Below are 24,011 nucleotides of genomic sequence, written 5' to 3'. Positions count from 1 at the left end.
CATGAAATCTATAGAATTATTCGCAGGTATAGGAGGAATTAGTCTTGCTGCTGAATGGGCTGGAATAGAAACCGTGGCATTTTGTGAACGAGAGCCATTCTGCCAAAAAGTATTAAACAAGCATTGGCCGGACGTACCGATATTTGATGATGTACGCATTTTAGATAAACAAGCCTTAAAGGAAAGGGGCATAGACGTTGGAACAATTGACATTATTTCAGGAGGATTCCCTTGCCAACCTTACAGTATTGCCGGGAAGCGAAAAGGCACGGAAGATGACCGCGACCTCTGGCCAGAAATGTTTAGGATCATCGAAGAAATCAAGCCAAGTTGGGTTGTTGGCGAAAATGTTGCTAACTTCGTCAACATGGAACTCGACAGAACGCTTTTTGACTTGGAAAGTATCGGCTACGAAACACAGTCATTTGTTATACCAGCTTGTGCCGTCAACGCCAAACACGAACGAAAACGAACATTCATTGTTGCCCACTCCAACAACAGCAGATGCGACAATGGGTTCAGTAATAGGAAAGAACGACAGATTCAGAATAACCAAAAACGGAATGCCGAGGAAAGTGAATCAAAACGGGAAAGACGGGTCAGTCGGATTAGGGAGATTGATAAAGTTCTTTTATGCAACTCCGACAGCAAGCCAAAATTACAAACCAATCAGACATTTAACCAAATCAGAGAGGGAAGGAACACACGGGAAAGCATTGCCGGGTTCAATTGGGGAAAATCATCCAGATCATATTGGGAAGAAAATAAACCCCCAGTTTGTGGAGTGGATGATGGGCTTTCCACAAAATTGGACGAGAGTAGATTAATAGCACTAGGCAACGCAGTAGTACCACAACAAATATATCCAATATTTAAAGCAATTGTAGAGATTGAAAAATTACAGGAGGTCAAACAATGAACTTAGATAAATTATTCCCCATTCAAAAGGAATTAGATACAAGGATAGAAAGAGAAAAAGGTCTGGAAGGACAGGACTTGCTAGATAAAAAGATACTAGCTTTACAAGTTGAATTAGGAGAGTTAGCTAATGAATGGTAAAGAGAGCTTATTTGCTCTCTAAACCTTTTCTCACTAATTCTCTAATAGTCTCACTGCGATTTTTAATTTTATTATCATGCCAATACTTTTCAATTTTTTCTACATCTTCATTTGAGAATGTTACAAGAATTTGCGTATTTTTTTCTTTATCAATAGCCATTAATATCACCTCTTGTTTAATATTATAAGTTATATAACTTATATAGACAAGGGAACGTATATTTGGTATAATTAGTTATATAAGATATATAACTTTAGAGGTGAAAATATGAATTATTGTAAATGTGGTTGCGGAAAAGAAATAGGTAAGAAAAGCATATGGGCTAAGGGTCATAATCCAAATAAAGCTAAAAATCGTTTTGATTGGTCTAGTTTAGAAGTTGATTATCAAGAACTCGGAACTCTTGAATTAGTTGCAAGAAAATACGGTTGCTCGCTTCAAGCTGTATATCATCAGTTAAAAAAGAGGGGAATAGATACATCATTATCTATAACGGATTGGTCAAATGTATTAAAGGATTATGAAGAATTGAAAAGTGTTAATAAAATTGCGAAAAAGTATAACTGTTCAACTAGAACTGTTATAGACAAACTTAGCGCATTAAAAGAATTTAAATTTTCTCATGATAATAAACCATTAGATTTAGAAGTTGGGATTGGTAGGTATGGAGAAAGGATAGCTCTTGGATTATTTGAAGGTTCAAAAGATATGAATGAGATAACCACACACTATCCCTATGACATAGATTGGAAGGGGTTAAAAATTGATGTAAAAACATCAAATAGAAGGTTTAGACCAAACGGAAAAATACAATATTCATTTACAGCCAAAAATCAAAATTGTTCACATTATCTTTTGATAGCACTTGATGATAATAATTTTCCGATTGAATTTTTATTAGTACCAAAAGAAGAAATAAAAGGTGTGACTGTTTCATTTACTTTTGGCAGTGAATCTAAATGGGATAAATACAAATTGGAGGTCGATGAAAGTGAACTTAGAAAAATTGTTCAACATGCAAAAAGAGTTAGATAATCACATATTAGAAAGATTCCCAAACTTAAAAAATGAGGATTTATTACCTAAAAAAATATTAGCTCTCCAAGTTGAACTTGGGGAGTTGGCACAAAATTGGAGAGGGTTTAAGTTTTGGAGTAGTGATCAACGACCAAGAGGAGAAGATGACTATTTAGAATATCGTCCTGTAGATCAAGGGGGAAATCACTGGGTAAGACAAAACCCACTACTAGAAGAATACGTAGATTGTCTCCACTTTATATTGTCGATTGGGTTGGAATTAGGAATAAAACCGGAAAACATAATTGTTGAAGATGATTTGACAGGGGCGACACCAATAGAAACATTCAATGAATTATTTTCTTACGTATCTGCAATACATTACTATTTAGATGTAAATTTACCTGCAACAATTACATTACAAGATATTGAAGAAGCATTTAACAACGTATTTGAGTGTTTTGTAGGTTTAGGTGAAGAACATTTAGGATTCACCTGGGAGCAAATAGAACAAGCCTATCTAGATAAAAACAAAGTGAACCATGAAAGGCAAGCAAATGGGTATTAATTATGACCTTCACAGAATGGTATAAAAAAGAACATGATGACGAATGGAATCCTATCTTCGCTGAAATGTACGGTTTAGCAGATGCGATGCAAGGTGATTATTACGAATACTGCAAAGAACACAATATAAAACCTATCTGGAATGGTTGAGGGGGTAATAAACATGAGTGAAGAAACATGGCTTACTGCTGGTGAAATGATGAATAGCTTAAAAGTTAGAGAGATCGCCATTAGTCAAGATTCAAATATAAAAATAACTAAAGCTTTAAATGGAAATTTAGAATATGTGGATTATCCGCAAGGCATAGTAGCAATGGAACCTAAAATTCTTAATGCATTGTGGAGGATTGAACCGAACTATGTAACATTTGATGAAGCCATGAATGCGAGAAGAAATGATGGCAAACAGGTATATTTTATTGATCCAGCAGATGGATCTCAACTTGAATTAAAAGGAACAGATCCTTTGTCATACTTTGGTCGGTTCAGCTGGGAAGAATTATTTAACGGAAATTGGTTGATTGAAAATGCTTGAATTTACGATACCTGGCACATTGCCAACACTGAACGAAATCATAAAAGCTAGTAAATCACATCCAATCGCTTATGCAAACATGAAAAAGGATTATACAGCATTAGTCATGTTGCATGCTAGAAAGCTTCCTAAGTTAGAGCGAACCGATGTTGATATTACCTGGTATTGCAAAGATATGCGAAAGGATAAAGACAATATAGCTGCTGGAACAAAATTTATACTAGATGGGCTTGTTAAAGCAAAAATCATTAAGAATGACGGTTGGAAACAGATCGGGAATATCAATCATCATTTTGAAGTTGATAAAGATAATCCAAGAATAAAGGTTGAATTACATCAAATTTAGAACGTACGTGTCGATTTTGGGCGTTTTTATAACAGGTTAATAGTTTTACTCATTTAATTAATAGAAACGCTCAGATTGGCTCTATTTTAAAAAGTGGGGGTTAGGTCATGAAAGAATCAAAAGCAACTGTGGATTTGAATGAGGATGCAGTCTATCGAGTTGTTCAAGGGAAACTAGAAAAAATGGATAAGCCTCCAACGGGGTTTGGTGAGGTTATTCAGAAGTGGCAAGATGGCAAGCTTGGTAGGTATGAGGTTAAGTATACTAAGTGAGGGGCTTAATAAAATGAAATTGCATGTAAGTTTTAAAGCTAGAATCAAACAATTGTTTTGTAGTCACAATGGGAAAGTCGTAAGAAGTTGTTGTAGCCAAGGAATAAATAGCAAAGAGGGTTATTGGTATATGGATTATCAGTGTCTTGATTGCGGATTTTCTTATGGCGAATGGATTAAAGCTGATAGAAATCAAATGGAATTATTGTTTAAAGCAGAAAGACATAAAATTAAATAACAAGCTACTGGAACAACCAGGGCACTGAATGACAGCATTAAGCTGCGTTTGGTGTCCTTTTTATATCGTTGCAACTATTTTACAAATTTAATCGATTTTTGCAACCGAGTGGGAGGAATCAATATGATATTAGCATTTCAAATTATTGGATTAATTATTATTGTTGTTAGCTTATTAGGAATAGTCGGAGAGAAAGAAGATAAAAAATTACAAGATAATATGGCTTTCGTATTCGCAATTACATTGGCTCTATTTTTCGCAAGTTTGGTGTGGCTGTAATGTATCAATGGAAAGTCAGTGAATACAGAAAAGATAAACGAGTGGGCGCACTATCTCCTGTAAAACGGAGCGATTATGTACAATCATTATTCAAAGTGGGGGCTGGGTTTAATGAACAAAAAACAAGTAGAAAATCTAATTTATCAATACCATTGGAGAAAGAAGGAAATGGACAGATTACATGATATTTTGTGGGGAGTAAAGGGAATAAGCATAAAATCGGTGGGAGTAGCTCAATATGGAATTGAAGCTGCTATGCCTAAACCAAATGTAAATATTAAAAGTCCTAAAGAAATTGATGAAATGGATGCTAGAGAAACTAGGTTGTATAACCGATGGAAGGAATATAAAGAAAAGGTTTTGACTATAGAAATAATGGTAGATTACCTAGAGGATGAACAACATCAAATTATTCTCGATTGCATGATGGAAGGTATGAGCTACCGTTCTATTGCAGATCATTTAGGAATAAACAGAAATAAGATCAGAGCAATGAAAGAAGATATGCTGTGCCAAATATGCCAAAAATGCCACTTCTTGCTCGATTTGTTGGATAAAAATTCAGCGTGATAAACTGGAAGGGAGGTCGGTGAGGCAACAATCTCCCGTTCTAACACTATATATAGTCCGTTCAGGTATCGGTCGTTTGTCATTGCACGACATGAAATAATAATCCTGTCGGATTATACGCTCATTGATTACCTGGGGTCAGTGAGTGATCGGTTACGATATATTGTACTAGGATATGTAAATGGTGCATCCAAGTTTAGCGAGGGCTTGGGTGCTGTTTTTTTACACGAAATGACAATTTATGCAGGATAATAGTCCTCTTTTGGCGAAACTTATCGTTGGAAGGGGGTGTTGTAATGAGTTTAGATTATGTAGAGGTAATGAATAATCTGCATCAAGTAGAATTCTCTGAAACTAATAAAAACTTGGTGGATGATTATTTTCATGACACTGTAAAATCATCATTTATAACAGATCATGAAGTATTTTATCCGAAAGGAATTTTTACAGAAAAAGGATTAGAATGTTTTTATTTTTTCACTAAAACAAAGATAGCGAAAGTATCATTTTCAAAAACTATTAATACACAAATATGGCAACATAGTAGAATTTTATCTTATGAATTGAGATTGACCGACCGTCATGCCTTACAGTTAGAAATATTTCTCGAAGATGGGCAAACTCTACTATTCGATAATCAAAAAGACACTAATCATTATAGGGAAGATACACTCAAAAAGAAAATAGAAGAAATCTATAAATTATTAGAACAAAAACAATAAGAGCATCCTAATGGGTGCTTTTTTATATTACAAAACAACTCGAATATATATGGGGGTGGGTGATGATGTAGTGGCAGAAACTCATAAACTAGCTGAAAAAGATTATATAAAAGGCATGAAATATAAAGACATTGCTGCTAAACATGGAGTATCAATTAATACAGTAAAGTCATGGAAACGCAGGCATGGTTGGGAACGAAATAAGGGTGCACCCAAAGAAAAAAGTGTGCACACAAAAAAAGGTGGTCAACCTGGTAATAAAAACGCATTAGGCAATAAAGGTGGCGCTCCGCAAAACAATAGCAATGCTGTCACTCACGGTTTATTTGCTAAATACCTACCAGAAGAAACGCTGGATATAGTGAATGATATTGATAGTATTTCTCCATTAGATATCCTTTGGATGAACATTAAGATGCAGTTCGCTCAAATTGTGAGAGCGCAACAGATTATGCATGTAGAGAACAAGGATGATTTGACAAAGGAACTAAAGAAATCAAAGTACGAGGTCATTCCTATGGGTGAGGAAGTAAAGCAGGTTCCAATTGAAGAAGAATACGAATTACAATTCGCTTGGGATAAACAAGCGAATTTTTTAAATTCTCAAAGTCGTGCTATGGGTGAATTGCGAAGCATGCTAAAACAGTTTTATGAAATGGCCCATGCCGATGATTATAGATTGTTAGAAATAGAGAAAATAAGGGCTACTATTGATAAAACGAAAGCAGAATCAGAACGAATAACAAAAGAACATACAGAAGAAGAGTTAGAAGAAATCGTCATTGTCGATGAGTGGAGCGATAATGATGAGTAAGAAAAGAATAGTATTTAATGTGCAGAAAAACATTAACCCACACTTTAAAGACGTATGGACGTCAAATAAACCTTATAACATTCTAAAAGGTGGGCGTAACTCTTTTAAATCATCGGTTATTGCTCTAAAACTTGTATTTATGATGCTTATGTACATCCTGAGGGGTGAAAAAGCTAATGTAGTTGTTATTCGTAAAGTTGGCAATACAATTCGTGACTCTGTTTTTAACAAGATTCAATGGGCAATAAAACTCTTTGGTATGAGTAATCGTTTTAAGCCTACTGTATCACCATTTAAAATAACGCATAAAAAAACTGGATCTACATTTTATTTTTATGGGCAAGATGATTTTCAAAAGTTAAAATCAAATGATATTGAGGATATTATTGCTGTTTGGTATGAAGAAGCAGCAGAGTTTGGCAGTCAAGAAGATTTCGATCAATCAAATGTTACATTTATGCGCCAAAAGCATGAATTAGCAAAGTTTGTTCAGTTCTTCTGGTCTTACAACCCACCTAGAAACCCATATCACTGGATTAATGAATGGGCAGATGGAATGGTTGGAGAAGATGAGTACCTGGTACATCAATCTAGTTATCTTGATGACGAACTAGGATTTGTTACAGAGCAGATGTTAGCAGACATTGAACGTATCAGGCAGAATGATTATGACTATTACCGTTACATTTACTTGGGTGAGCCTGTTGGACTTGGAACAAACGTATATAATATGAATCTGTTTAACGAATTAAAAGAGTTACCTTCAGATGATAGGATAATAGCTTTGTATTATTCTACAGATGGTGGACATTCTCAATCAGCTACCACTCACGGTTGTTACGGGTTGACGGCTAAAGGGAAAGTTATCCTGTTGAATACCTACTACTACAGCCCAGCAGGTAAAGCAAATAAAAAAGCGCCTAGCGATTTGTCTAAAGACTTAAATGAATTTATAACAAAAACATCTACACAAGAATATTGGCGTGGTGCTAGGATAATGAAGCGTACCATTGATAGTGCTGAGGGAGCTTTAAGGAACCAATATTATAAAGATTATCGACAACATTTAGAGCCTGTAGCAAAGAAAAAGAAAGTGGATATGATCGACTACCCTATCGACCTTTTAGCACAAGGTCGTTTTTATTATCTTAAAAATCCGTATCCTACAGGAATGAAGCATGCGGATAGTAATGACATTTTCATTGAAGAACATAAGAAATTCTCATGGAAAGAGGAAACTATAAACAGTGACAATCCAGAAGTTATAAAAGAGGATGACCATACTTGTGACCAATTCATTTATTTATGTCTATCGAATGCACGTGACTTTAGGTTAAAAGTCTAGGAGGTGAAGATGTGGACCTTATCCAGCGCATTAAAAACCTATTCAAGAGAGGAGGATATGCTTTGTCAGGACAAATGCTTAAGACAATCAATGACCATCCTAAAGTGAATATAGATCCAGCAGAGTTAGCTAGGATTGAGCGAAACATGAGACAGTACGCAGGGGATTATCCAAAAGTAGAATATATCAATTCAGATGGAGAATTAAGAGAGCGTGATTACATGCCACTCAACATGCGTAAATTAAGCGCTGATGTTCTAGCTGGCCTTGTATTTAACGAGCAATGTAGTGTCGTTGTATCGGATGCAGACGAGAAAGATAAAAACAATACATTTCATTCTGCTAATGATTATATCCAACATGTATTTCAGCATAATAGATTCATAAAGAACTTAGCAGACTACTTAGAACCTACCTTTGCTTTGGGTGGTTTAACAGTAAGACCATATGTGGATCAATCAACAGGAGAGATGGAATTCTCTTGGGCATTGGCGAATGCATTCTATCCTTTACGAAGCAACAGTAATGGCATATCGGAAGGAGTTATGAAGTCTGTTACAACAAAGATTGAGAATGATAAGACCATCTATTACACTTTGCTAGAGTTTCATGAGTGGGCTAAAGGTGAGAATAACGAGAATGTATACTTGATTACCAACGAACTTTATAAATCGAATAATAAAGCTGAAATAGGCAAGCGTGTACCATTGAGTGAGCTGCATGAAGGGTTACAGGAAAAAACACCAATTAGAAAGCTCACAAGAACGAATTTTAACTATCTCAAGCCATCTGGGTTTAATAACATCAATCCTCATAGTCCATTAGGGTTGGGGATTGCGGATAATTCTATTTCAACACTAACCAAAATTAATGATACACATGATCAATTCTGGTGGGAGATCAAGATGGGACAGCGTACTGTATTCGTAAGTGACCAGATGTTAAGCACGATACCGGATGAAGCTGGCAATCCTCCTAAACAAGTGTTTGATCCAGATGTCAATGTATATAAATCAGCCCATATGGGCGATGGGAAAGAACCGGTGAAAGATGTAACTAGCGACATTCGGACTGAACAATATATATCAGCAATAAATCAATCGCTAAGAACACTTGAAATGGAACTTAAGCTATCTGTTGGTACGTTCTCTTTTGATGGACAATCTGTTAAAACAGCAACCGAGGTGGTTAGTGAAAACAGCCTAACTTATCGTACAAGGAATGACCATGTGTATGAGGTAGAGCAGTTTATTAAAGGACTTGTTATTTCTACTCTAGAACTAGCCAAAGCTACCACATGGAATGGTGAGCCACTATTCAATGGTGAGATTCCGACAGCGGAACACATTGGTGTCGATTTTGATGATGGTGTGTTCCAAGATAGAACAGCATTGCTAGACTTTTATGGCAAGGCTAAGACATTTGGTGTTATTCCTACTGTTGAGATTATCCAACGTATATTTAAAGTGCCAAAAGATACAGCTGAGCAATGGGTAAAAGAGATTCGAGCAGAGGAAATGGGAATGGATGCTTCTGAAATGGATAATCAAGCTAATAACAACCTATTTGGTGCTGGGGAGTGATTAAATGAAGCGACTAATTTGGGAAATTAAATACTATCTTAGTAAGCTTAGATTTTATCGTTCCTTTAAAGGCGGAAAATGGTATTATGTGAAACCAAAATGTCAATATGGCATATACGGAAGGTATTGGATCAAACGTGCACCTTTGAGTAGTGAAGTTGTTATAAAAACAGAGGTGTACTAAATGATCACTCCAACACAACTAGATATTTGGTCCAGCAACATGGCCTATCTATATAACTCATTAGAGGGCGAGATAATACGCATTCTTGCTAGGCGATTGAATAAGGGGTCAAGCGATATAACGGAATGGCAAGCGCAAAAGTTAAATGAGTTGCGTTTATTCAACAATGAGGTTGTAAAGCTGTTATCCAAAGTCACTAACGTTGCAGAGCCAGAGATTAAGAGAATGTTTGAAGAGACTGGCTTAGGCATCGTGCAAGATATAGATAAGGCTATGCCATACAGCACAAAGCCTATGCCAAACAATCTGGACACTGTCATGCAGGCATATAATAACCAAGCGTGGAGTGAAATAGATAATTATGTTAATCAAACTCTTATCACGACACAATATGGTATAGGTGTAGCGCAATTAGCCTACCAAAGAGTGTTGAATAAAACATCAGCTATGTTTAACACAGGTGTTTATACGTTTGAGCAATCACTTGAGAGGGCTATAACAGACTTGGCACAAAAGGGGATTCGTACCACTTTAACAGATAAAGGCGGTCATACGTGGAGCCTAGAAGGCTACACACGAACTGTTTTAAAGTCTACCCTTGGCAATACCTATAATGAGCTAAGAACCGAGCGTATGGCTGAATATGACGTTCATACGGTTCTTGTTACAAGTCATGCAGGGGCTCGTAATCAGTGTTCAATTATACAAGGGTATGTTGTAGATTTAAGGCGTCCAAGCGAGATACCAGCTGACAGTAAATATAAATCTATATATGACCCTTATTGGGGAGCTGAATACGGAACAGCTGGTGGGCATCGAGGAGTTAATTGTCGTCATTTGCATATACCTTTTGTTCCGGGAGTGAATAAGAATAATCAACCTAATTATGACGATGAATTAAACAAAAAGGTAGCGAAAGCAAGAGATACACAGCGTCGCATTGAAAGAGAGATTGTTAAGTACAAGAAAAATCTTATGGTTGCTGAGGAATTAGGAAGTGATAAGGCTGGTCATTGGAAACAGATGGTGCGTAGACGTCAAAAGGCTATGCGTGACCACTTAGCAGAGAATGCTAAGTATTTAAGTCGTAATTATAAGCGAGAAAAGGTATATACACCTTTAGACACGTTGCTAGAGGGATTTTCTTATAAAGGAGCGTGATCCTGTATCTTGATGGCCATATATTGGCTTGACCTTAGCATGTCATTAAAAGGCTTATTTATTATGCATTAAATCGCAGCCATGCGTTAAATGGCTAATCCATCGCAGACTTTACTGCGTTAACAAATGTAGGAGGAATGAAAGATGAATAGAGAGGAATTAAAAGAATTAGGTTTGTCAGATGAACAGATTGATAAGGTAATGACCAGCCATGGCAAAGTAGTAAATTCAATCAAGGAAAAAGCTGACAAAGTAGACGGCCTCGAAAGTCAGATTGAAGATTACAAGCAACAAATCGCTGACCGAGATACACAGCTTGAAGAACTTGGTGAAAAAGCTAAAGACAATGAGGAATTAACAGCGAAGATTGATGAATTGAAGCAACAAAATGAGACAACTAAGACAGAGTATGAGGAGAAACTTGAGCAACAAGCATTTAATCATGCTATTGAAAAAGCGTTAGGAAGTGCTAATCCTAAAAAAGGTAAGGATGATGACGTTTCTCACTCATTGAAAGCTATCAAGTCTTTATTAGATATGGACACAATCAAGTTGGATGGTGACACACTTAAAGGCTTTGACGACCAATTAAAAACGATTAAAGAAACTAGTCCATTTTTGTTTGAATCAGATGAACCAGCACCAAATTCACCACAAATTGTCAATCCAGGCAATCCCAACGGTGGAAACAACGCAGGGAATGATGATCCGTTTGCTGCAAAACTAGCAAAATACAATTAAAAGAAAGAGGGAATGTAAAAATGGCAGGAGAAAACAATAATCAAGCAGTACGCAGTTATCAAAAGCAATTCAAAGAATTATTACAAGCTGTATATCAAAAACAAGCATATTTTTCAGAGTTTTTTGGTGGTGGTCTGGAGGCATTAGACGGTGTTACGCACAATAAAACAGCTTTCTCTATCAAAACAAGTGATATTCCAGTAGTTATTGGAACAGAGTACAACAAAGATGCAAATGTAGGTTTTGGTACAGGAACAGGTAAATCTAGTCGTTTTGGAGAACGTCAAGAAATCATCTATACAGACACAGATGTTCCTTATACTTGGGAATGGACTTATCATGAAGGAATTGACCGTCACACGGTTAATAATGACTTCCAAGCAACGATTGCAGACCGTTCAGAATTGCAAGCACAGGCTAAGGTTCAGAAGTTTGACAATAAAGGCGGTTTATTTATTTCTCAAAATGCAGACCAAGCAATGACGTTAGCTGATCTATCAAGTGATGCAGTATTGAAACTGTTCAATGACTTGAACGAAGCTTACACGAACATGGAAGCTATTGGCACTAAGATGGCGTGGGTTAAACCAGCTCTTTATAATGCGATTGTTGACCACCCAATTACAACTACTGCAAAACGTTCTGGTGCAAATGTTGATACTAACAACATTTTACAATTCAAGGATTTTGCTATTAAGAAAGTTCCAGAAACAAAATTCCAAGATGGAGAATATGCTTATACCTCTATTGTTGGTGTTGGTAAACAGTTCACTGGTATTAACACAGCACGCACAATCGAATCAGAGGACTTTGACGGTGTAGCATTCCAAGGTGCTGGTAAAGCAGGGGAGTTTATCCTTCCTGCTAACAAAAAGGCAGTTATCAAAGTAACTGATGGTGCGGCGGGGGAGTAACCAACCCCGATATTAACAATGTCACGCCAACGACTGACGGGGCAGTCATTGAACTTACATGAAAATAGAGGAGTGATATAATGCCAGATACATTTAGAATTTATAAAGGCGAAAATGTGGTTTTGGAGGGTGTAAGCCCTCTTGAAATCACAGGGGTGGGTCCAGACACAAGTGTAGCAGCAGGAGAATACCAAGTAACTAGAGTAGTTGAGGATCAAGAAAGTGCAAAGGTGGATATTCCTGCATTCCAAACACTACCAATAGCAGTTACGGGTGTAAGCGTTGATCCTGCAACAGCAGAAGTGGAAGAAGGAGCAACTCAACAGTTGACCGAAACTATTTCACCATCCAACGCAACAGACAAAGGGGTTACATGGTCATCTAGTGATGAAGCTGTTGCGACGGTTGATAGTAATGGGTTAGTTACTGCTGTAGCTGAAGGTAGTGCAACGATTACTGTGACCACGAACGATGGTAGTTTCACAGCTAGTTGTGATGTTACTGTAACTGTGCCAGTAGGGTAAGGTGATGTGAATGGCTAAATACAAGGTTTTGAAATCATTTAAGGACAAGTATAGTCATACAATCTATCGACCTGGGCAAGAGGTTACTATGACAGTTAAACGAGGAAACGAAGCAATTACCAATCTTCAAAAATGGGATGGTAAGTTTTTAGAAAGAATTGATAAAAGGAATAACAAGGGGGAGGACAAGTAGTCTTCCTCTTTTTTGTTAGGAGGGGGAGATTATGGCCTATCTCACATTTCAAGAATTTGAAGAGTTAACCGAAAAGGCTATTGACATTAATAATGTTGAGTTCACCAAGTTATTGCCAAAAGCATCAGCAATACTAGATAACTTAACAAGTCATTTCTACAAACGATATGACATTGAAAAGGATAATAAATGGCGTGTACGTCAATTTAAGCTTGGCCTATGCAGTCAGATTGAGTACTTTCATGAATTAGGTGCAACAACCTTCGAATCTATCAATAACGCACCACAGACGTTCTCTGCTGGACGAACAAGCGTATCTAATGCTAGTCGTTATAAACCGAACGGTTCTAATGAGAGTAAACCGTTAATAGCCGAGGATATCTTTATTTATCTAGAAGGAACTGGATTGCTTTATGCTGGTGTAGGGGTGAAGACATGGTAATGCCCAAACCTCCACTAGATTTTTGTATTGACTCTTTTTTGTATAAAGAGTATTTAGGAGAAAACGATTGGTCTGAACCAGAGTATGCAGATCCAGTAAAAATAAATCATTGTAGGATAGATAGAGGTGCGGAGTACAGCTCTAGCGCATCCGGAAAGCAACTGCTATATAATGCGGTTGTTTTTTGCTATGAGGGCATTACAACACCACTACCAGCATTTAAAGCTGAATCTGTGCTTCGTTTTGATGGAATTGACCACAAGTTAACCAAGGTTATTCCGATTTATGAAGCCTACTCTAAAACCATCTATTCGTATGAGTTAGAGGTGGTCTGATGGTTCGGGTTGACATTAATTTAAGTGGAGCCAGAAAAAAGATCAGTCAAAATAACGTGAAGCATGGTAGATACGCTTTTGCTAACCAAGCACTGGCAGATATGAATCCGTTTGTACCAATGGATGAAGGGATTTTAAGGCAAAGTGCAACAGTTGATATTGACGGAAAAGGAATCAATTACAACATGCCATATGCTGCAAGGTTATTTTATTTACCCATGTACAACTACACTACACCAGGTACGGGTCCAAGATGGGATATGAAAGCAAAACGTCTCTTTATGTCATCATGGATTGATGCATTTAAAAAAGGAGCTGATTGGTAATGGATTTTATGCAACGGCTTAATGAACGTATTAACTCAATTGATCAGTTGCCGATTGAGAGTAAAATGGGATATCTAGGTGCTGATGAATCGCTGGTGTTATATCCATTACCAGGCTCACAAATTGTCACGCAGTACATGGATGGCACCACAGACCAACAACTTAATTATGAAATAGCCATGAAATCTAAGGTGCAAAGTAAGATACACCAATCACTTTGGGCTATACAGACTGAACTAGAGAATCTCACAGAACTAGAAAGCCAAGATAATAGCTTTGAATTTGAAGAATTAATCATTACTAACAAACCGTTCATCAATAATGCTGATGAACAAGGATGGTTTGTTTTTTTATTGAATGTGCAAGCAAATATAACTGTATTCAAAGAGGAGGAATAGAAAATGGAGAAACAAAAGGAACCAAATTTTTTGCCACTTAATATTCAATTTTTCGCAAGAAAGAAAAACGCATTACGCGGACACTTTGTTCAAGAGTACGTACCAGGAACAGAAGAACCGGGAACAGAATGGCTAGAATTAGCTAAATACATTTCAACCATTGGAGATGACACACAGGAAGGAACAGAAGAGACCGCATTCTATGATGGAGATGGTACGCCGGAAACAGATGTTATTTCTGTAGCAGGAGCTTACACACCCGAAGGGTTTTATGATCCAGAAGATCCAGCACAAGCATTAATTGCAAGCTTAAAGTACAAAACTGGTGATGGTCGGAAAATATGGCATAAAGTCGTGTCTGCTGATGGTAATACGGAATGGGTTGGAAGGGCAACTGTATCTGCAATTGTAGCAGGTGCAGGCGATGCAAGTGCGTATGAAACATTTAGCTGTAATATTCGATTTGACTCACTACCAAAAAAAACAGACTTAACGACACCGGGGGAGTAACTACCCCATCTGTTAACAATGTCGAACCAACTACAGATGGGGCTATTGTTGAACTAACATAAATATCAGTAGAGGCGTCTAATATAGGCGTCTCTATTTATGTATAAGGAGGACATCGTAATGACTCAAGAAGTGAAAATAGATATTAACAGGACTGGATTCCCTGTAAAAATCGGCGAAGTCGGATTATGGTTTGACAGTTCATTAGAAAATTTAAGACGATTCTTCAATGTTGAAGAACTAGCTCAAGAAAAGCTAAAGGAAGCACAGGAAAAGGCAAAACATATCCATTTCCCGGATGACGTTGAGGTAGAGAATATAGATATCAAAACAGTAGATGCAGCCTTGGATGTAAACAAAGAATTTATCGCAGCTCAATACGACATTATCTTTGGAGATGGCCAATTCAAGAAAATCTACAAAAAATATCCTGACATCATAGCACTAGAAAAAGCCTTGAATGTTGTCGGGCTTGCTATTGCTAAAAAGATAGACGAGCAAGAAGCAGAACGTTCAGAGCAAATCGAAGAAAAGAAAAACGAAGCCTTAAACAAAAAAGCTAAAAAGAAGTAGGTGATTAAATGCGGTTGAACGACCCTTTAGTCACTTCTTTTGTATATGAAGGAAATGAGTATGCTATAGATTTATCTTTTGACAACGTTCTGGATGTGTTTGATCAACTTGATGATAAAGCCCTTAGAGAACACGAAAAGGCTGAAATATGTCTTGCCTTGCTCTTAAACGAAACAACATTCAAAGGTGAAAAAGCTATAAATTTATGGAATTACATCTATGAGGAATTTATCAAGATTGAAAGCAAAAAACCGATTGAATATGACAGATTAGGTAATCCATTACCTATGAAAGAGGAAGAAGAGAAAAACTTTATTAACTTAGATAAAGATGCCAAATATATCTTTGCTTCGTTTAAACAAGCCTACAATATGAACTTATTTGAGCAACAAGGTAAATTACACTGGCACGAATTTCAAGCATTATTGAGTGGATTACCTTCTGACACATTTATGCAACGCATTATCCAGATCAGAATGTGGGAGCCGAGCCAAGATGAGTCGACCGAATACAAAAAAGCCATGCGTGAACTACAAAAGGTTTATGCGCTAGAAGATAACGAAGAGTGGGAGGAGGTGGATTAGGTGGGTGCAGATGGAAGCATTAAAATTGCAATAGAAGTAGATGGAAAACAGGTTGATGTTGCATCAAAAAGTCTAGACAACTTAGAAACTGCTGGTAATGACGCAGGAAAAGGAGTCGGAACAGCGGAAGATAGCTTGAAAGATGTTGGGAAAGAATCAACTAAAGCAAGTGGAAACATTAAAAAGTTTGCCACAGCACTTGGGCTTGTAGCAATTGGTGCTGCAGCATTTCAAACTTTAAAAGCATCGATGGATGATGCAATAAGTCGTTTTGATACGCTTAACCAGTTCCCTAAAGTTTTACAAGCACTAGGTGTCTCTGCTGAAGATTCTGAACGTGCCATGGAGAAACTGTCAGATGGAATAGATGGGTTGCCAACTAAACTGGACGAAATATCTTCTACAGCGCAACGAATGTATACGTCTTTTGATGATATGGATAAGGCAACAGATACTGCATTAGCTCTCAACAACGCATTATTAGGTTCGGGTTCTAGTGCGGCCGATGCCCAACGAGGTACAGAACAATATCTTAAGGTTCTACAAACAGGAAAAGTAGAAATGGATACGTGGCAAACATTATCCGAAACCATGGACGTTGGATTAGTAAAAATAGCTGAATCCTTTGGATTCGCTGGAAAAAGTGCTAAGAATGATTTGTATAAGGCGTTACAAGATGGATCGATTACTATTGATGAATTTAATGACAAATTAATTGAAATTGGTACCGGTACTGGAGACATGGCAAAACTAGCTAAGGAAAACACCTTAGGCATAGCTACATCACTTGGAAACTTAAAGAATGCAGCTGCTAGAGGTATAGCGAATATTATTGATTCTTTTAACAAACTATCAAGAGAAGTTACGGGCAAGGACATAGCGGAAAACATTGATAGTTTAAAGGGTATAGTTAACGCATCATTCAAGGTGATTCAAGGAGCGATAGAAGCAACTGTTCCGTTTTTTAAAGCTTTTGGAAATGTGGTAAGTGCAACAATACCAGTTATAAAGAAATTGTCTCCAGTGTTGATGGGAATGGCCACGGCATTTGCGATACATGTAGTAATAAATAAGACAACTGATGCGTTAAAAGCATCGAAAGCTGTCACGATAGCAGTAACTGCCGTAAAAAAACTTTATACAATGGCGATAAAGAAAAACACAGCATCACATCTTACAAACACGGTTGCTGAAAAAGCTTCAACAGTGGCTGGGAAAGCAAGGACTGTGATGTTAGTAACAGCAACGCAAGCGGAATTATTACTTACAAAACAAATTAAGTTGAGTACCCTTGCCAAAACAGCAGGAGCAGCAGCTTCAAGAACTCTTGGAAAAGCACTAAAGTTTATGATGGGTCCAGTCGGTTGGGTAACAGCTGGTATAGGTGCTTTGGCTGGTGCTGTTGTAGGTATAGTTAAATGGTTTAATAAAGCAACCGAAGAAGGAGAAAGACTTACTGAGGAAACCGAAAAAATGACCGATTCTGTGGATTCATTAAATAACGAGGTGGAGCAATCCGCAGAAGCTTACAAGAAGAATCAGAGTGAAACGAAAGCGGCGGCTAAAGCTAATGAAGAATTGGCAAGTAAAGTTGAGGACTTGGCAGCAAAAGAAAACAAGTCAGCAGCAGAGAAGGAAATGCTCAATTCCTACATCGAACAACTTAATGGGTCTGTAGAAGGGTTAAATCTAGCTTATGATGCTGAAGCGAACGCTTTGAATATGTCTTCCGAAAAGATGCAGGCTAGAATCGATTTAATGAAAGAGCAAGAAAAAGCTCAAGAAGCTCAAGAAAGGTTAACTGAAATCCTAGCAGAACAAGCAGAGGTTGAAGGAAAGTTAGCTGAAACAAACGACCTCCGAGAAGAATGGAATCAGAAGCTTGAAGATGGATCCGTGAAAGCCAGTGAACATAAAGATGAAGTAGAGAAGCTGGACGAGAAGGAAAAAGAGCTAAAAGAAACTATAGCTAATTTAGGTAATCAACAAGCAGAAACCGAAGAACAGTTTACCGCATCTATGGAGGCTATAACAGAGGCTACACAAAATGGAGTTACAAATCAGATCATCAAATTCGAAGAGCTATCAGAATCACAACAGGAAACAATAGAATCCATGAAATCAGCATGGGAAGGTTACAAAGAGAAAGCAACAGATATGTTTAATACTCTTAGTGAAAAATCGGAAATATCTGTGCAAGAAATGACTACTAACCTTCAGGAAAACCAACGCATTATAAGCGAATGGTCTGAAAACATTGCTACCTTAGCTGAACGTGGTGTGGATGAGGGCTTATTAAACACTTTAAGGGAAGCTGGTCCCGAATCAGCTGGACATGTAAATGCTCTAGTTAATGCGTCAGATGAAGAATTAGCGAATTTAAGTGAGGCATTCTCAAAAGGTGGAGAAACAGCAACAAATGCTTTAAGTAAGTCATTAGGCATAGAAGAATCTGGTGTTATGGAAGCGGTTGGTCATTTGGTGACAGGCATGGAAGAATCACTGTCACAAAAAATAAAATCAGCTAACTTTGAATCAATCGGAAGATCTGCACCCGAGGGTATGGCAGGTGGAATCGAAAAAGGTTCTAAACAAGCAGAAAATGCTTCTGAAAAAATGGCGGATGATACAGCCAATTCTGCAAAGAAAGCATTGGATAGTCATAGTCCATCAAGGGTGTTTAAAAAAATCGGGATTGACGTCACAGAAGGTCTAGTCTTAGGCATCAATAACGGTACTTCAAAGGTTATTCAAGCTGTTCGAAAGATGTTCGATTCTGTTTTACGCAGTTCTAATAAAAGCTTTAAAAGTATTACAAAAGGCTATGACAGATCGGTTAAGATTATCGAAAATTCACTTAAGAAACTGCCAGAAATCACTCAAAAATCTATGAAAAACATGTTTAATAGATTGAAGTCTGGCGCAAATGCACAAACCAGAGTAATGAAAATATTAGCGACAAGATTAGTAACGTCGTTTAACCGTACAAAAGGACAACTTAGGTCAGTTGGAAGCAATGCCATGGCTGGATTAAATCAAGGCTTACGAGCTGGAAGTGGTCGAGTTATGTCAACAGCAAGAAGCATAGCAAACCGAGTGGCAGGCACCATGAGAAACGCTTTAAGGATTCATTCTCCATCAAGATTAATGAGGGACGATGTTGGTAAATGGATCCCTGAAGGAATAGCTGTAGGGATTAAAGACAATGCAAAATCTGTATATAAAGAGCTTGATAAATTATCAAGTGGTATGATGTTGGCCTCTACTCCAGAAAAGGCATTAGGTACATCAAAAATGGCATACACAAGTTCTAGAAATCAAGTTACTAATGCTTTAAAAGGTGTTCAAATGCCAGTCGCTAACATAAACAGAGAGCAAAAAATTGTAATTGAACCATCAGAGGTATTAATAGATGGTCATTATGCAGGAGAAGTCTTGTGGAGACCTGTAAAAGAAAACATTGATAGAGATGAAGGCGTTAAAAATAGATTTAGGGGGGCAACATAATCTATGAATTTTAATGGTATAGACTTACAATCATATTTTAGGATTATTTCTATAACTGGCAGAGGTGTGGCGGAATATGAACTAACTACTGTAGACGTTCCAAAGATGCCTGGTGTATATTATGCAGGGAAAAAACGCCCCTCTAGGATAATAAGTGTTGAAATACAGGTTAGAGGTGAAAATCGTGAGGAAATCAGGAAGAAAATAGATGAATTAAACGGAATTTTAGATGTTAATGAAGCAGTTCCAATCATTTTTCCTGATGAACCAGATATGACTTATTTTGGTATACCTGAATTTGCTGATGAAGGCAATGAATACACTTTTAAACATAACTGTAGTTTAACAATATTTTGCCCAGACCCTTATAAATACGGCGAGGAACAATCACATGGATTTACATCTGATATATTTACTGTACAAAATGAAGGAACTGCCGAGGCGAAGCCAATTATCGAGTTAGAGGTATTAGAACCTGTTACGTTTGCATTGATTTCAAATGGTGAGGAATATAACTTAGTCGGTAGACCAGTTGACGTAGATGAGAACGAGCCAGTAGATGAACTTACAAGCATACTTAACAAGCGTCTGGATGATTTTGTAGGATTTAGTGACGTTGCTGCAGGACATACCTTTAATGATCCGTTAGGCGGAATTGTAGCCGGTAAGTTTCAACTTGGTAATGGGCAATGGATGGTTACAGATTACGGAACTAATCCTAATGGATGGCATGGTCCAAGCAAGAAGACATCATTTAGTGAATCCCTACAAGACTTTCAAATTGACCATTATATTACGCAATTAAACTTTGCTGGGCAGTTAGGCAAAAACGTATTGTTTTTGGAAGATGAAAACAACAATATAGTAGCATCGTTAGGAGCTGTTGATAAAACTATTGCATCTGGCTACTACAATAAAATTCAATTTTACTTAGGTGGCCAGAAACTAATGTTTGATTTTGAAGGATTTAATAATACACGTATGTGGTTGCGATTAAGAAGACAAGGTGCATTGTTTACCGCAACGGCTTATCAACTACGTGAAGATGGTACAGCCTACAACAAAGTCACTCGGACTTTCGAAGATCGACTAAGTGAGTATCAAGCGCCAATTAGGCAAGCATCTGTGTATATGGCTACATTTAAGGATTACGCTGCCACTCGTATGTACGCTAATCGATTACAAGCAAATAGAGTCAATGACTTAGGAGCAAATCAGATACCATATATAGCTGAATTTGGCGATAAAATTGTATTTGATTTTGTGAATGAAGTTATTTTAATAAATGGTGAACCACGTATGGATATAAAAGGCTTCGGAGGAAGCTTTTTTAAGTTGGCTAAAGGTAGTAATCAATTAACAGTAACCCCTAATAGCTTTAATACAAAAATTAAATATAGGCCACCGTTTTTATAGGGAGGTGTGAATAAATGAAGAGAACTATACAAAAGGCCGCCGTTGGAACGACGACCATAACTTTAAACGGAAAAAGCATTGCCGGAATTCTTATGAATTCCGTTAAAAATGGAATTAATCGTTCTCATCCAACTTATCAACCACCGACTGAAGAAGATCAATCATAAATTTATAATCTTGTGAACGTATTACTCCATTTAGTTCTGCAACCATCTTCACTATTTCGCCGCCGAGGTTATCGATTGGAATCACTTTGCCATTAATTTTTTCATTAACAAGTTTTTCGATTTCCTCGGATCCGATGGGTTTGTGAAGCTCTATCAATCTATTGGCGATTTCTGTAACATCGATTTTAGACACAACATCCACCTCCCTTCAATCAACAGTATTCGACAGGGAGGTGTATTTTTCCTTTAATTTTGGAGGTGATACCTGTGATACACATTGTGGATGGGCAAAATGTAAATTTACTTGATTATATCACGAAAGAAAATATCATATCGGACAACCATCATCAATCGTTGAAAGATAAGCTAGAAACCTATACATTTACCACATTCGCTGATAAGAGATTCTCAGAACATTTGACTAAAAGAAATCGAATTATCATACCTGATGAAGATGGAAATTATAGAGAGTTTATCATCTTTGAAGCATTTAAATCGATGAATAGACAAGTTAAAGTTTATGCTCAGGCAAGTTATTTAGAAGATTTAGGTAAAGCTAGGGTAATCGATGAAGGGTCAACAGGAAGTAAGACGAACATCCAACATGCAAAAGATACACTACAGAATACCATCTGGGAACCAGGAGACATAAAATATGTTGGGATCCGAACATTAGATATTGAAAATCGTACCAATCCTTTTGCTTTTCTAAAACGATTAGCAACAGAGTTTAATCTTGAATTACGTTTTCGGGTTGAAATAGAATATGACAGAATAACTGGTAGATACGTAGATATGGTTGAAAGGATCGGAGACTGGCAAGGCAGAGAAGTTGTGTTTGGTACTGATTTAATTAATATCAAACGTAGAGAAAAGACAGACAATATTGTTACTGCGTTACGTGGTTATGGACCTGAACGTGAAGATGGAACGCAACTTAAGGTGTTTGTAGAAAATATAGAAGCATTAGATCGATGGGGCATAAGAGATCCACGTACTGGTATATTGAGACACTTAATTGCTGATTACGAACCACAGTCTACAGATCAAGACATGACAGAAGAAAGACTTATAACGTTAACGGAAAACGAGCTGGACAAGCGAGTTAATGCGACAGTGGAGTATGAAGCTGATATAGCTGATCTGGAACATGTACCAGGACTAGAAAATAAAAAAATCCGTTATGGCGATACGATCAAAATAAAGGACACCAAGTTTAATCCACCGCTTTATTTAGAGGCTAGAGTGCATACAATGGACCGTTCTATTGTAGATAAATCTAACAAAAAGGTAACTCTTGGCGACTTTATTGAATACACCGAGGAAGAAGTCCATGACATATGGAACGAATTAAAAAAGGAAATTCAAAACAAAATAGACGCTAATGATTTAGATGAGTATACCTATAGGAAACAGATTATTGACAGCAAAGACACCGAAGCTAAAGAAGGTGCGAAAGCAGACGTCGAAGCAGGTAAAGTAGGATTACCTGGTGGAAGCATTAAAGATACCATTTCCGGAAAACACTTAGATATCGATCTAGGTGTCTTTGGCGCATCTCCGCAATTTAGATCGAGTGAATTATGGCTTGATGGAGTGTGGCTTTCTTTCAATATTGGAGGATCTGGAAATCCTACAGATAAATTTAATTTTGATTATTACGTTTTCCGACCATCTAAAAAATATTTGACAGTCGATGGAGCTGCCGCATTAGGTGTTGTAGACGGAAATATTGTTTATGGTTTTATGCATGTGATTTTGGAGACGAATTCGGAAGTGATAGCATCTAAAGAAATATCTATGAGCCATAATAATAAAATTAAGGATTTTACTTTGACAGGAGATATAACGGGGCATACCCATACTTATCTGAGATTCCAATTCGAAAAAACAAGTGGGGACGCAACTGGTTTTCCTGCTTTGCGTACAAGAACATTATATATGCATGATTAGGAGTGAAATGATGTTTTTACAATTTAATGTAGATGATGATGGAAAGATAACAGATATACATTCAGCTTTAAGTGATTATATACCTAATGACTTATTGCCTTATTGTATTGAGGTAACAAAAGAAGAAGGGGAATTAGTCTTTCATAATTCTGATAGCTTTTTATTAGTAGATGATGTGTTAACGAATAACGATATATCTTTTCCTTTATTTGCTAAACCAATACGTAAAAAAATAACTGTCGCTATAATAGACGAACGAGGCTATTTTCTCGATACGGAATTGATTTATCCAGAAGAAATAAAAGAAAACAATGTATTAGAGATACCGGGTTTTGTACCAGGTAAGGTAGCGAAATGGAATTTTGAAACAGAACAGTGGGAGTATGAAGATAGACCAAAATCTAGAGAAGAAATTGTAAGAGAAACAACCGATTTAGCTACGATGGATTTAGCAGAAATTATTTTGGGAGGTCAGTCGTCTTGAGTGAGTATTTAATCAAATTGTATGTGGAATACATTATCAAAGGACCAGAATATAAAACGTATAATGAAGTACCAGATCTATTGAAGCCAAAAGTAAAAGAGGCACTCATTGAAAAAGGTAGAGAGGATTTAATAAACGCTTAGTAGGCGTTATTTTTTATGTTTGGGGGCGAGGGCTTGAAAAGGGGAAGCCCTCTGGCCACCTAAAGTGAAAAAGTGGTTAAGAATATAATACGAGTATAATTCTTACGG

The 24,011-nt window shown here is 37.1% G+C and carries 34 protein-coding genes and 1 pseudogene; 33 read left to right on the top strand and 2 right to left on the bottom strand.

What is annotated here, in order from left to right:
* Position 1 precedes the first annotated feature (1 nt).
* Positions 2-919 carry a DNA cytosine methyltransferase gene (locus tag ABDZ84_RS01320; protein WP_343779561.1) on the top strand — a complete coding sequence of 306 codons (918 nt, stop codon included), beginning with the start codon at positions 2-4 and terminating at the stop codon, positions 917-919.
* Positions 916-1,056: pseudogene (locus ABDZ84_RS01315) on the top strand (dUTP diphosphatase); the annotation flags it as partial. The gene ABDZ84_RS01320 and the pseudogene ABDZ84_RS01315, both read left to right, overlap by 4 nt.
* Before the next feature lie 10 nt (positions 1,057-1,066).
* Here ABDZ84_RS01315 and ABDZ84_RS01310 read toward each other — a convergent pair.
* Positions 1,067-1,219 carry a ribbon-helix-helix domain-containing protein gene (locus ABDZ84_RS01310; RefSeq protein ID WP_343779559.1) on the bottom strand — a complete coding sequence of 51 codons (153 nt, stop codon included), beginning with the start codon at positions 1,217-1,219 and terminating at the stop codon, positions 1,067-1,069.
* Between the two features lie 108 nt (positions 1,220-1,327).
* Between ABDZ84_RS01310 and ABDZ84_RS01305 the strand changes: the two genes are divergently transcribed.
* The 28 genes from ABDZ84_RS01305 (at position 1,328) to ABDZ84_RS01170 (ending at position 21,156) form a co-directional block, all read left to right on the top strand.
* A complete protein-coding gene (locus tag ABDZ84_RS01305; protein ID WP_343779556.1) occupies positions 1,328-2,095 on the top strand; it encodes a hypothetical protein in 768 nt (255 codons plus the stop codon).
* The gene (locus ABDZ84_RS01300; protein WP_343779553.1) at positions 2,052-2,645 is read left to right on the top strand and encodes a dUTP diphosphatase; all 594 of its coding nucleotides are present in this window, start codon (positions 2,052-2,054) and stop codon (positions 2,643-2,645) included. The genes ABDZ84_RS01305 and ABDZ84_RS01300 overlap by 44 nt, the downstream gene beginning before the upstream one ends.
* A 2-nt stretch (positions 2,646-2,647) precedes the next feature.
* On the top strand, positions 2,648-2,794 hold the full coding sequence (locus ABDZ84_RS01295; protein ID WP_281949750.1) for a hypothetical protein: 147 nt from the start codon (positions 2,648-2,650) through the stop codon (positions 2,792-2,794).
* Between the two features lie 13 nt (positions 2,795-2,807).
* Positions 2,808-3,179: a hypothetical protein gene (locus tag ABDZ84_RS01290; RefSeq protein ID WP_343779549.1), complete on the top strand. Its 372-nt coding sequence runs from the start codon at positions 2,808-2,810 to the stop codon at positions 3,177-3,179.
* Complete coding sequence (locus tag ABDZ84_RS01285; RefSeq protein ID WP_343779547.1) at positions 3,172-3,525, top strand: RusA family crossover junction endodeoxyribonuclease; 354 nt, start codon at positions 3,172-3,174, stop codon at positions 3,523-3,525. The genes ABDZ84_RS01290 and ABDZ84_RS01285 overlap by 8 nt, the downstream gene beginning before the upstream one ends.
* A gap of 107 nt (positions 3,526-3,632) precedes the next feature.
* The gene (locus ABDZ84_RS01280; protein ID WP_205388669.1) at positions 3,633-3,797 is read left to right on the top strand and encodes a DUF3954 domain-containing protein; all 165 of its coding nucleotides are present in this window, start codon (positions 3,633-3,635) and stop codon (positions 3,795-3,797) included.
* 13 nt (positions 3,798-3,810) lie between these two features.
* On the top strand, positions 3,811-4,035 hold the full coding sequence (locus ABDZ84_RS01275; RefSeq protein ID WP_121605402.1) for a hypothetical protein: 225 nt from the start codon (positions 3,811-3,813) through the stop codon (positions 4,033-4,035).
* 123 nt (positions 4,036-4,158) lie between these two features.
* On the top strand, positions 4,159-4,314 hold the full coding sequence (locus ABDZ84_RS01270; RefSeq protein ID WP_343779540.1) for a hypothetical protein: 156 nt from the start codon (positions 4,159-4,161) through the stop codon (positions 4,312-4,314).
* 111 nt (positions 4,315-4,425) lie between these two features.
* Complete coding sequence (locus ABDZ84_RS01265) at positions 4,426-4,884, top strand: RNA polymerase sigma factor (protein WP_121605401.1); 459 nt, start codon at positions 4,426-4,428, stop codon at positions 4,882-4,884.
* A gap of 296 nt (positions 4,885-5,180) precedes the next feature.
* Positions 5,181-5,606 (top strand): hypothetical protein, encoded by a 426-nt coding sequence (locus ABDZ84_RS01260; RefSeq protein WP_343779537.1) that lies wholly within the window; start codon positions 5,181-5,183, stop codon positions 5,604-5,606.
* A 70-nt stretch (positions 5,607-5,676) separates the two neighbouring features.
* Positions 5,677-6,420 carry a phage terminase small subunit gene (gene terS / locus ABDZ84_RS01255; protein WP_425542066.1) on the top strand — a complete coding sequence of 248 codons (744 nt, stop codon included), beginning with the start codon at positions 5,677-5,679 and terminating at the stop codon, positions 6,418-6,420.
* On the top strand, positions 6,413-7,765 hold the full coding sequence (locus ABDZ84_RS01250) for a PBSX family phage terminase large subunit (protein ID WP_343779534.1): 1,353 nt from the start codon (positions 6,413-6,415) through the stop codon (positions 7,763-7,765). The genes terS and ABDZ84_RS01250 overlap by 8 nt, the downstream gene beginning before the upstream one ends.
* A gap of 62 nt (positions 7,766-7,827) precedes the next feature.
* Positions 7,828-9,348 (top strand): phage portal protein, encoded by a 1,521-nt coding sequence (locus ABDZ84_RS01245; protein WP_343779532.1) that lies wholly within the window; start codon positions 7,828-7,830, stop codon positions 9,346-9,348.
* Positions 9,349-9,352: 4 nt separating this feature from the next.
* On the top strand, positions 9,353-9,532 hold the full coding sequence (locus ABDZ84_RS01240) for a hypothetical protein (protein ID WP_343779529.1): 180 nt from the start codon (positions 9,353-9,355) through the stop codon (positions 9,530-9,532).
* Positions 9,533-10,693, top strand: coding sequence for a phage minor capsid protein (locus ABDZ84_RS01235; protein WP_343779527.1), 1,161 nt, complete (start codon positions 9,533-9,535; stop codon positions 10,691-10,693).
* A gap of 144 nt (positions 10,694-10,837) precedes the next feature.
* Positions 10,838-11,434 carry a phage scaffolding protein gene (locus ABDZ84_RS01230; RefSeq protein WP_343779525.1) on the top strand — a complete coding sequence of 199 codons (597 nt, stop codon included), beginning with the start codon at positions 10,838-10,840 and terminating at the stop codon, positions 11,432-11,434.
* A gap of 20 nt (positions 11,435-11,454) precedes the next feature.
* The gene (locus ABDZ84_RS01225; RefSeq protein ID WP_343779522.1) at positions 11,455-12,348 is read left to right on the top strand and encodes a phage capsid protein; all 894 of its coding nucleotides are present in this window, start codon (positions 11,455-11,457) and stop codon (positions 12,346-12,348) included.
* Between the two features lie 80 nt (positions 12,349-12,428).
* A complete protein-coding gene (locus tag ABDZ84_RS01220) occupies positions 12,429-12,872 on the top strand; it encodes an Ig-like domain-containing protein (protein WP_343779519.1) in 444 nt (147 codons plus the stop codon).
* Between the two features lie 10 nt (positions 12,873-12,882).
* Entirely contained in the window at positions 12,883-13,065 is a 183-nt protein-coding gene (locus ABDZ84_RS01215) for a hypothetical protein (RefSeq protein ID WP_281949737.1), read from the top strand.
* Positions 13,066-13,096: 31 nt separating this feature from the next.
* Positions 13,097-13,507 carry a head-tail connector protein gene (locus ABDZ84_RS01210; RefSeq protein WP_343779515.1) on the top strand — a complete coding sequence of 137 codons (411 nt, stop codon included), beginning with the start codon at positions 13,097-13,099 and terminating at the stop codon, positions 13,505-13,507.
* Complete coding sequence (locus tag ABDZ84_RS01205; RefSeq protein WP_343779513.1) at positions 13,501-13,842, top strand: putative minor capsid protein; 342 nt, start codon at positions 13,501-13,503, stop codon at positions 13,840-13,842. Before ABDZ84_RS01210 ends, ABDZ84_RS01205 begins: the two co-directional genes overlap by 7 nt.
* Entirely contained in the window at positions 13,842-14,168 is a 327-nt protein-coding gene (locus ABDZ84_RS01200) for a minor capsid protein (RefSeq protein WP_343779510.1), read from the top strand. The genes ABDZ84_RS01205 and ABDZ84_RS01200 overlap by 1 nt, the downstream gene beginning before the upstream one ends.
* Positions 14,168-14,566, top strand: coding sequence for a minor capsid protein (locus ABDZ84_RS01195; RefSeq protein ID WP_343779507.1), 399 nt, complete (start codon positions 14,168-14,170; stop codon positions 14,564-14,566). The genes ABDZ84_RS01200 and ABDZ84_RS01195 overlap by 1 nt, the downstream gene beginning before the upstream one ends.
* A 3-nt stretch (positions 14,567-14,569) precedes the next feature.
* The gene (locus ABDZ84_RS01190) at positions 14,570-15,076 is read left to right on the top strand and encodes a phage tail tube protein (RefSeq protein ID WP_343779504.1); all 507 of its coding nucleotides are present in this window, start codon (positions 14,570-14,572) and stop codon (positions 15,074-15,076) included.
* 120 nt (positions 15,077-15,196) lie between these two features.
* The gene (locus ABDZ84_RS01185) at positions 15,197-15,649 is read left to right on the top strand and encodes a hypothetical protein (protein WP_343779501.1); all 453 of its coding nucleotides are present in this window, start codon (positions 15,197-15,199) and stop codon (positions 15,647-15,649) included.
* 14 nt (positions 15,650-15,663) lie between these two features.
* On the top strand, positions 15,664-16,233 hold the full coding sequence (locus ABDZ84_RS01180) for a Gp15 family bacteriophage protein (protein WP_281949730.1): 570 nt from the start codon (positions 15,664-15,666) through the stop codon (positions 16,231-16,233).
* Positions 16,234-19,740 (top strand): tape measure protein, encoded by a 3,507-nt coding sequence (locus ABDZ84_RS01175; protein WP_343779496.1) that lies wholly within the window; start codon positions 16,234-16,236, stop codon positions 19,738-19,740.
* 3 nt (positions 19,741-19,743) lie between these two features.
* Entirely contained in the window at positions 19,744-21,156 is a 1,413-nt protein-coding gene (locus ABDZ84_RS01170) for a distal tail protein Dit (RefSeq protein WP_343779493.1), read from the top strand.
* Between the two features lie 114 nt (positions 21,157-21,270).
* On the opposite strand, the gene ABDZ84_RS01165 is transcribed toward ABDZ84_RS01170, so the two are convergent.
* Positions 21,271-21,516 (bottom strand): hypothetical protein, encoded by a 246-nt coding sequence (locus ABDZ84_RS01165; protein WP_343779490.1) that lies wholly within the window; start codon positions 21,514-21,516, stop codon positions 21,271-21,273.
* A gap of 74 nt (positions 21,517-21,590) precedes the next feature.
* Here ABDZ84_RS01165 and ABDZ84_RS01160 point away from each other — a divergent pair, with 74 nt between their 5' ends.
* The 3 genes from ABDZ84_RS01160 to ABDZ84_RS01150 are packed head-to-tail and all read left to right on the top strand — an operon-like array spanning position 21,591 to position 23,903.
* A complete protein-coding gene (locus tag ABDZ84_RS01160) occupies positions 21,591-23,276 on the top strand; it encodes a phage tail spike protein (protein WP_343779487.1) in 1,686 nt (561 codons plus the stop codon).
* A gap of 10 nt (positions 23,277-23,286) precedes the next feature.
* Positions 23,287-23,760, top strand: coding sequence for a hypothetical protein (locus ABDZ84_RS01155; protein ID WP_343779484.1), 474 nt, complete (start codon positions 23,287-23,289; stop codon positions 23,758-23,760).
* A complete protein-coding gene (locus ABDZ84_RS01150; RefSeq protein ID WP_343779481.1) occupies positions 23,757-23,903 on the top strand; it encodes a hypothetical protein in 147 nt (48 codons plus the stop codon). Before ABDZ84_RS01155 ends, ABDZ84_RS01150 begins: the two co-directional genes overlap by 4 nt.
* Positions 23,904-24,011 lie beyond the last annotated feature (108 nt).

It is taken from the genome of Virgibacillus salarius (genome assembly GCF_039521925.1).
In the GTDB taxonomy this organism is placed as follows: Bacteria; Bacillota; Bacilli; order Bacillales; family Amphibacillaceae; genus Virgibacillus; species Virgibacillus salarius.
This window is presented reverse-complemented; position numbering and strand designations above follow the sequence as displayed.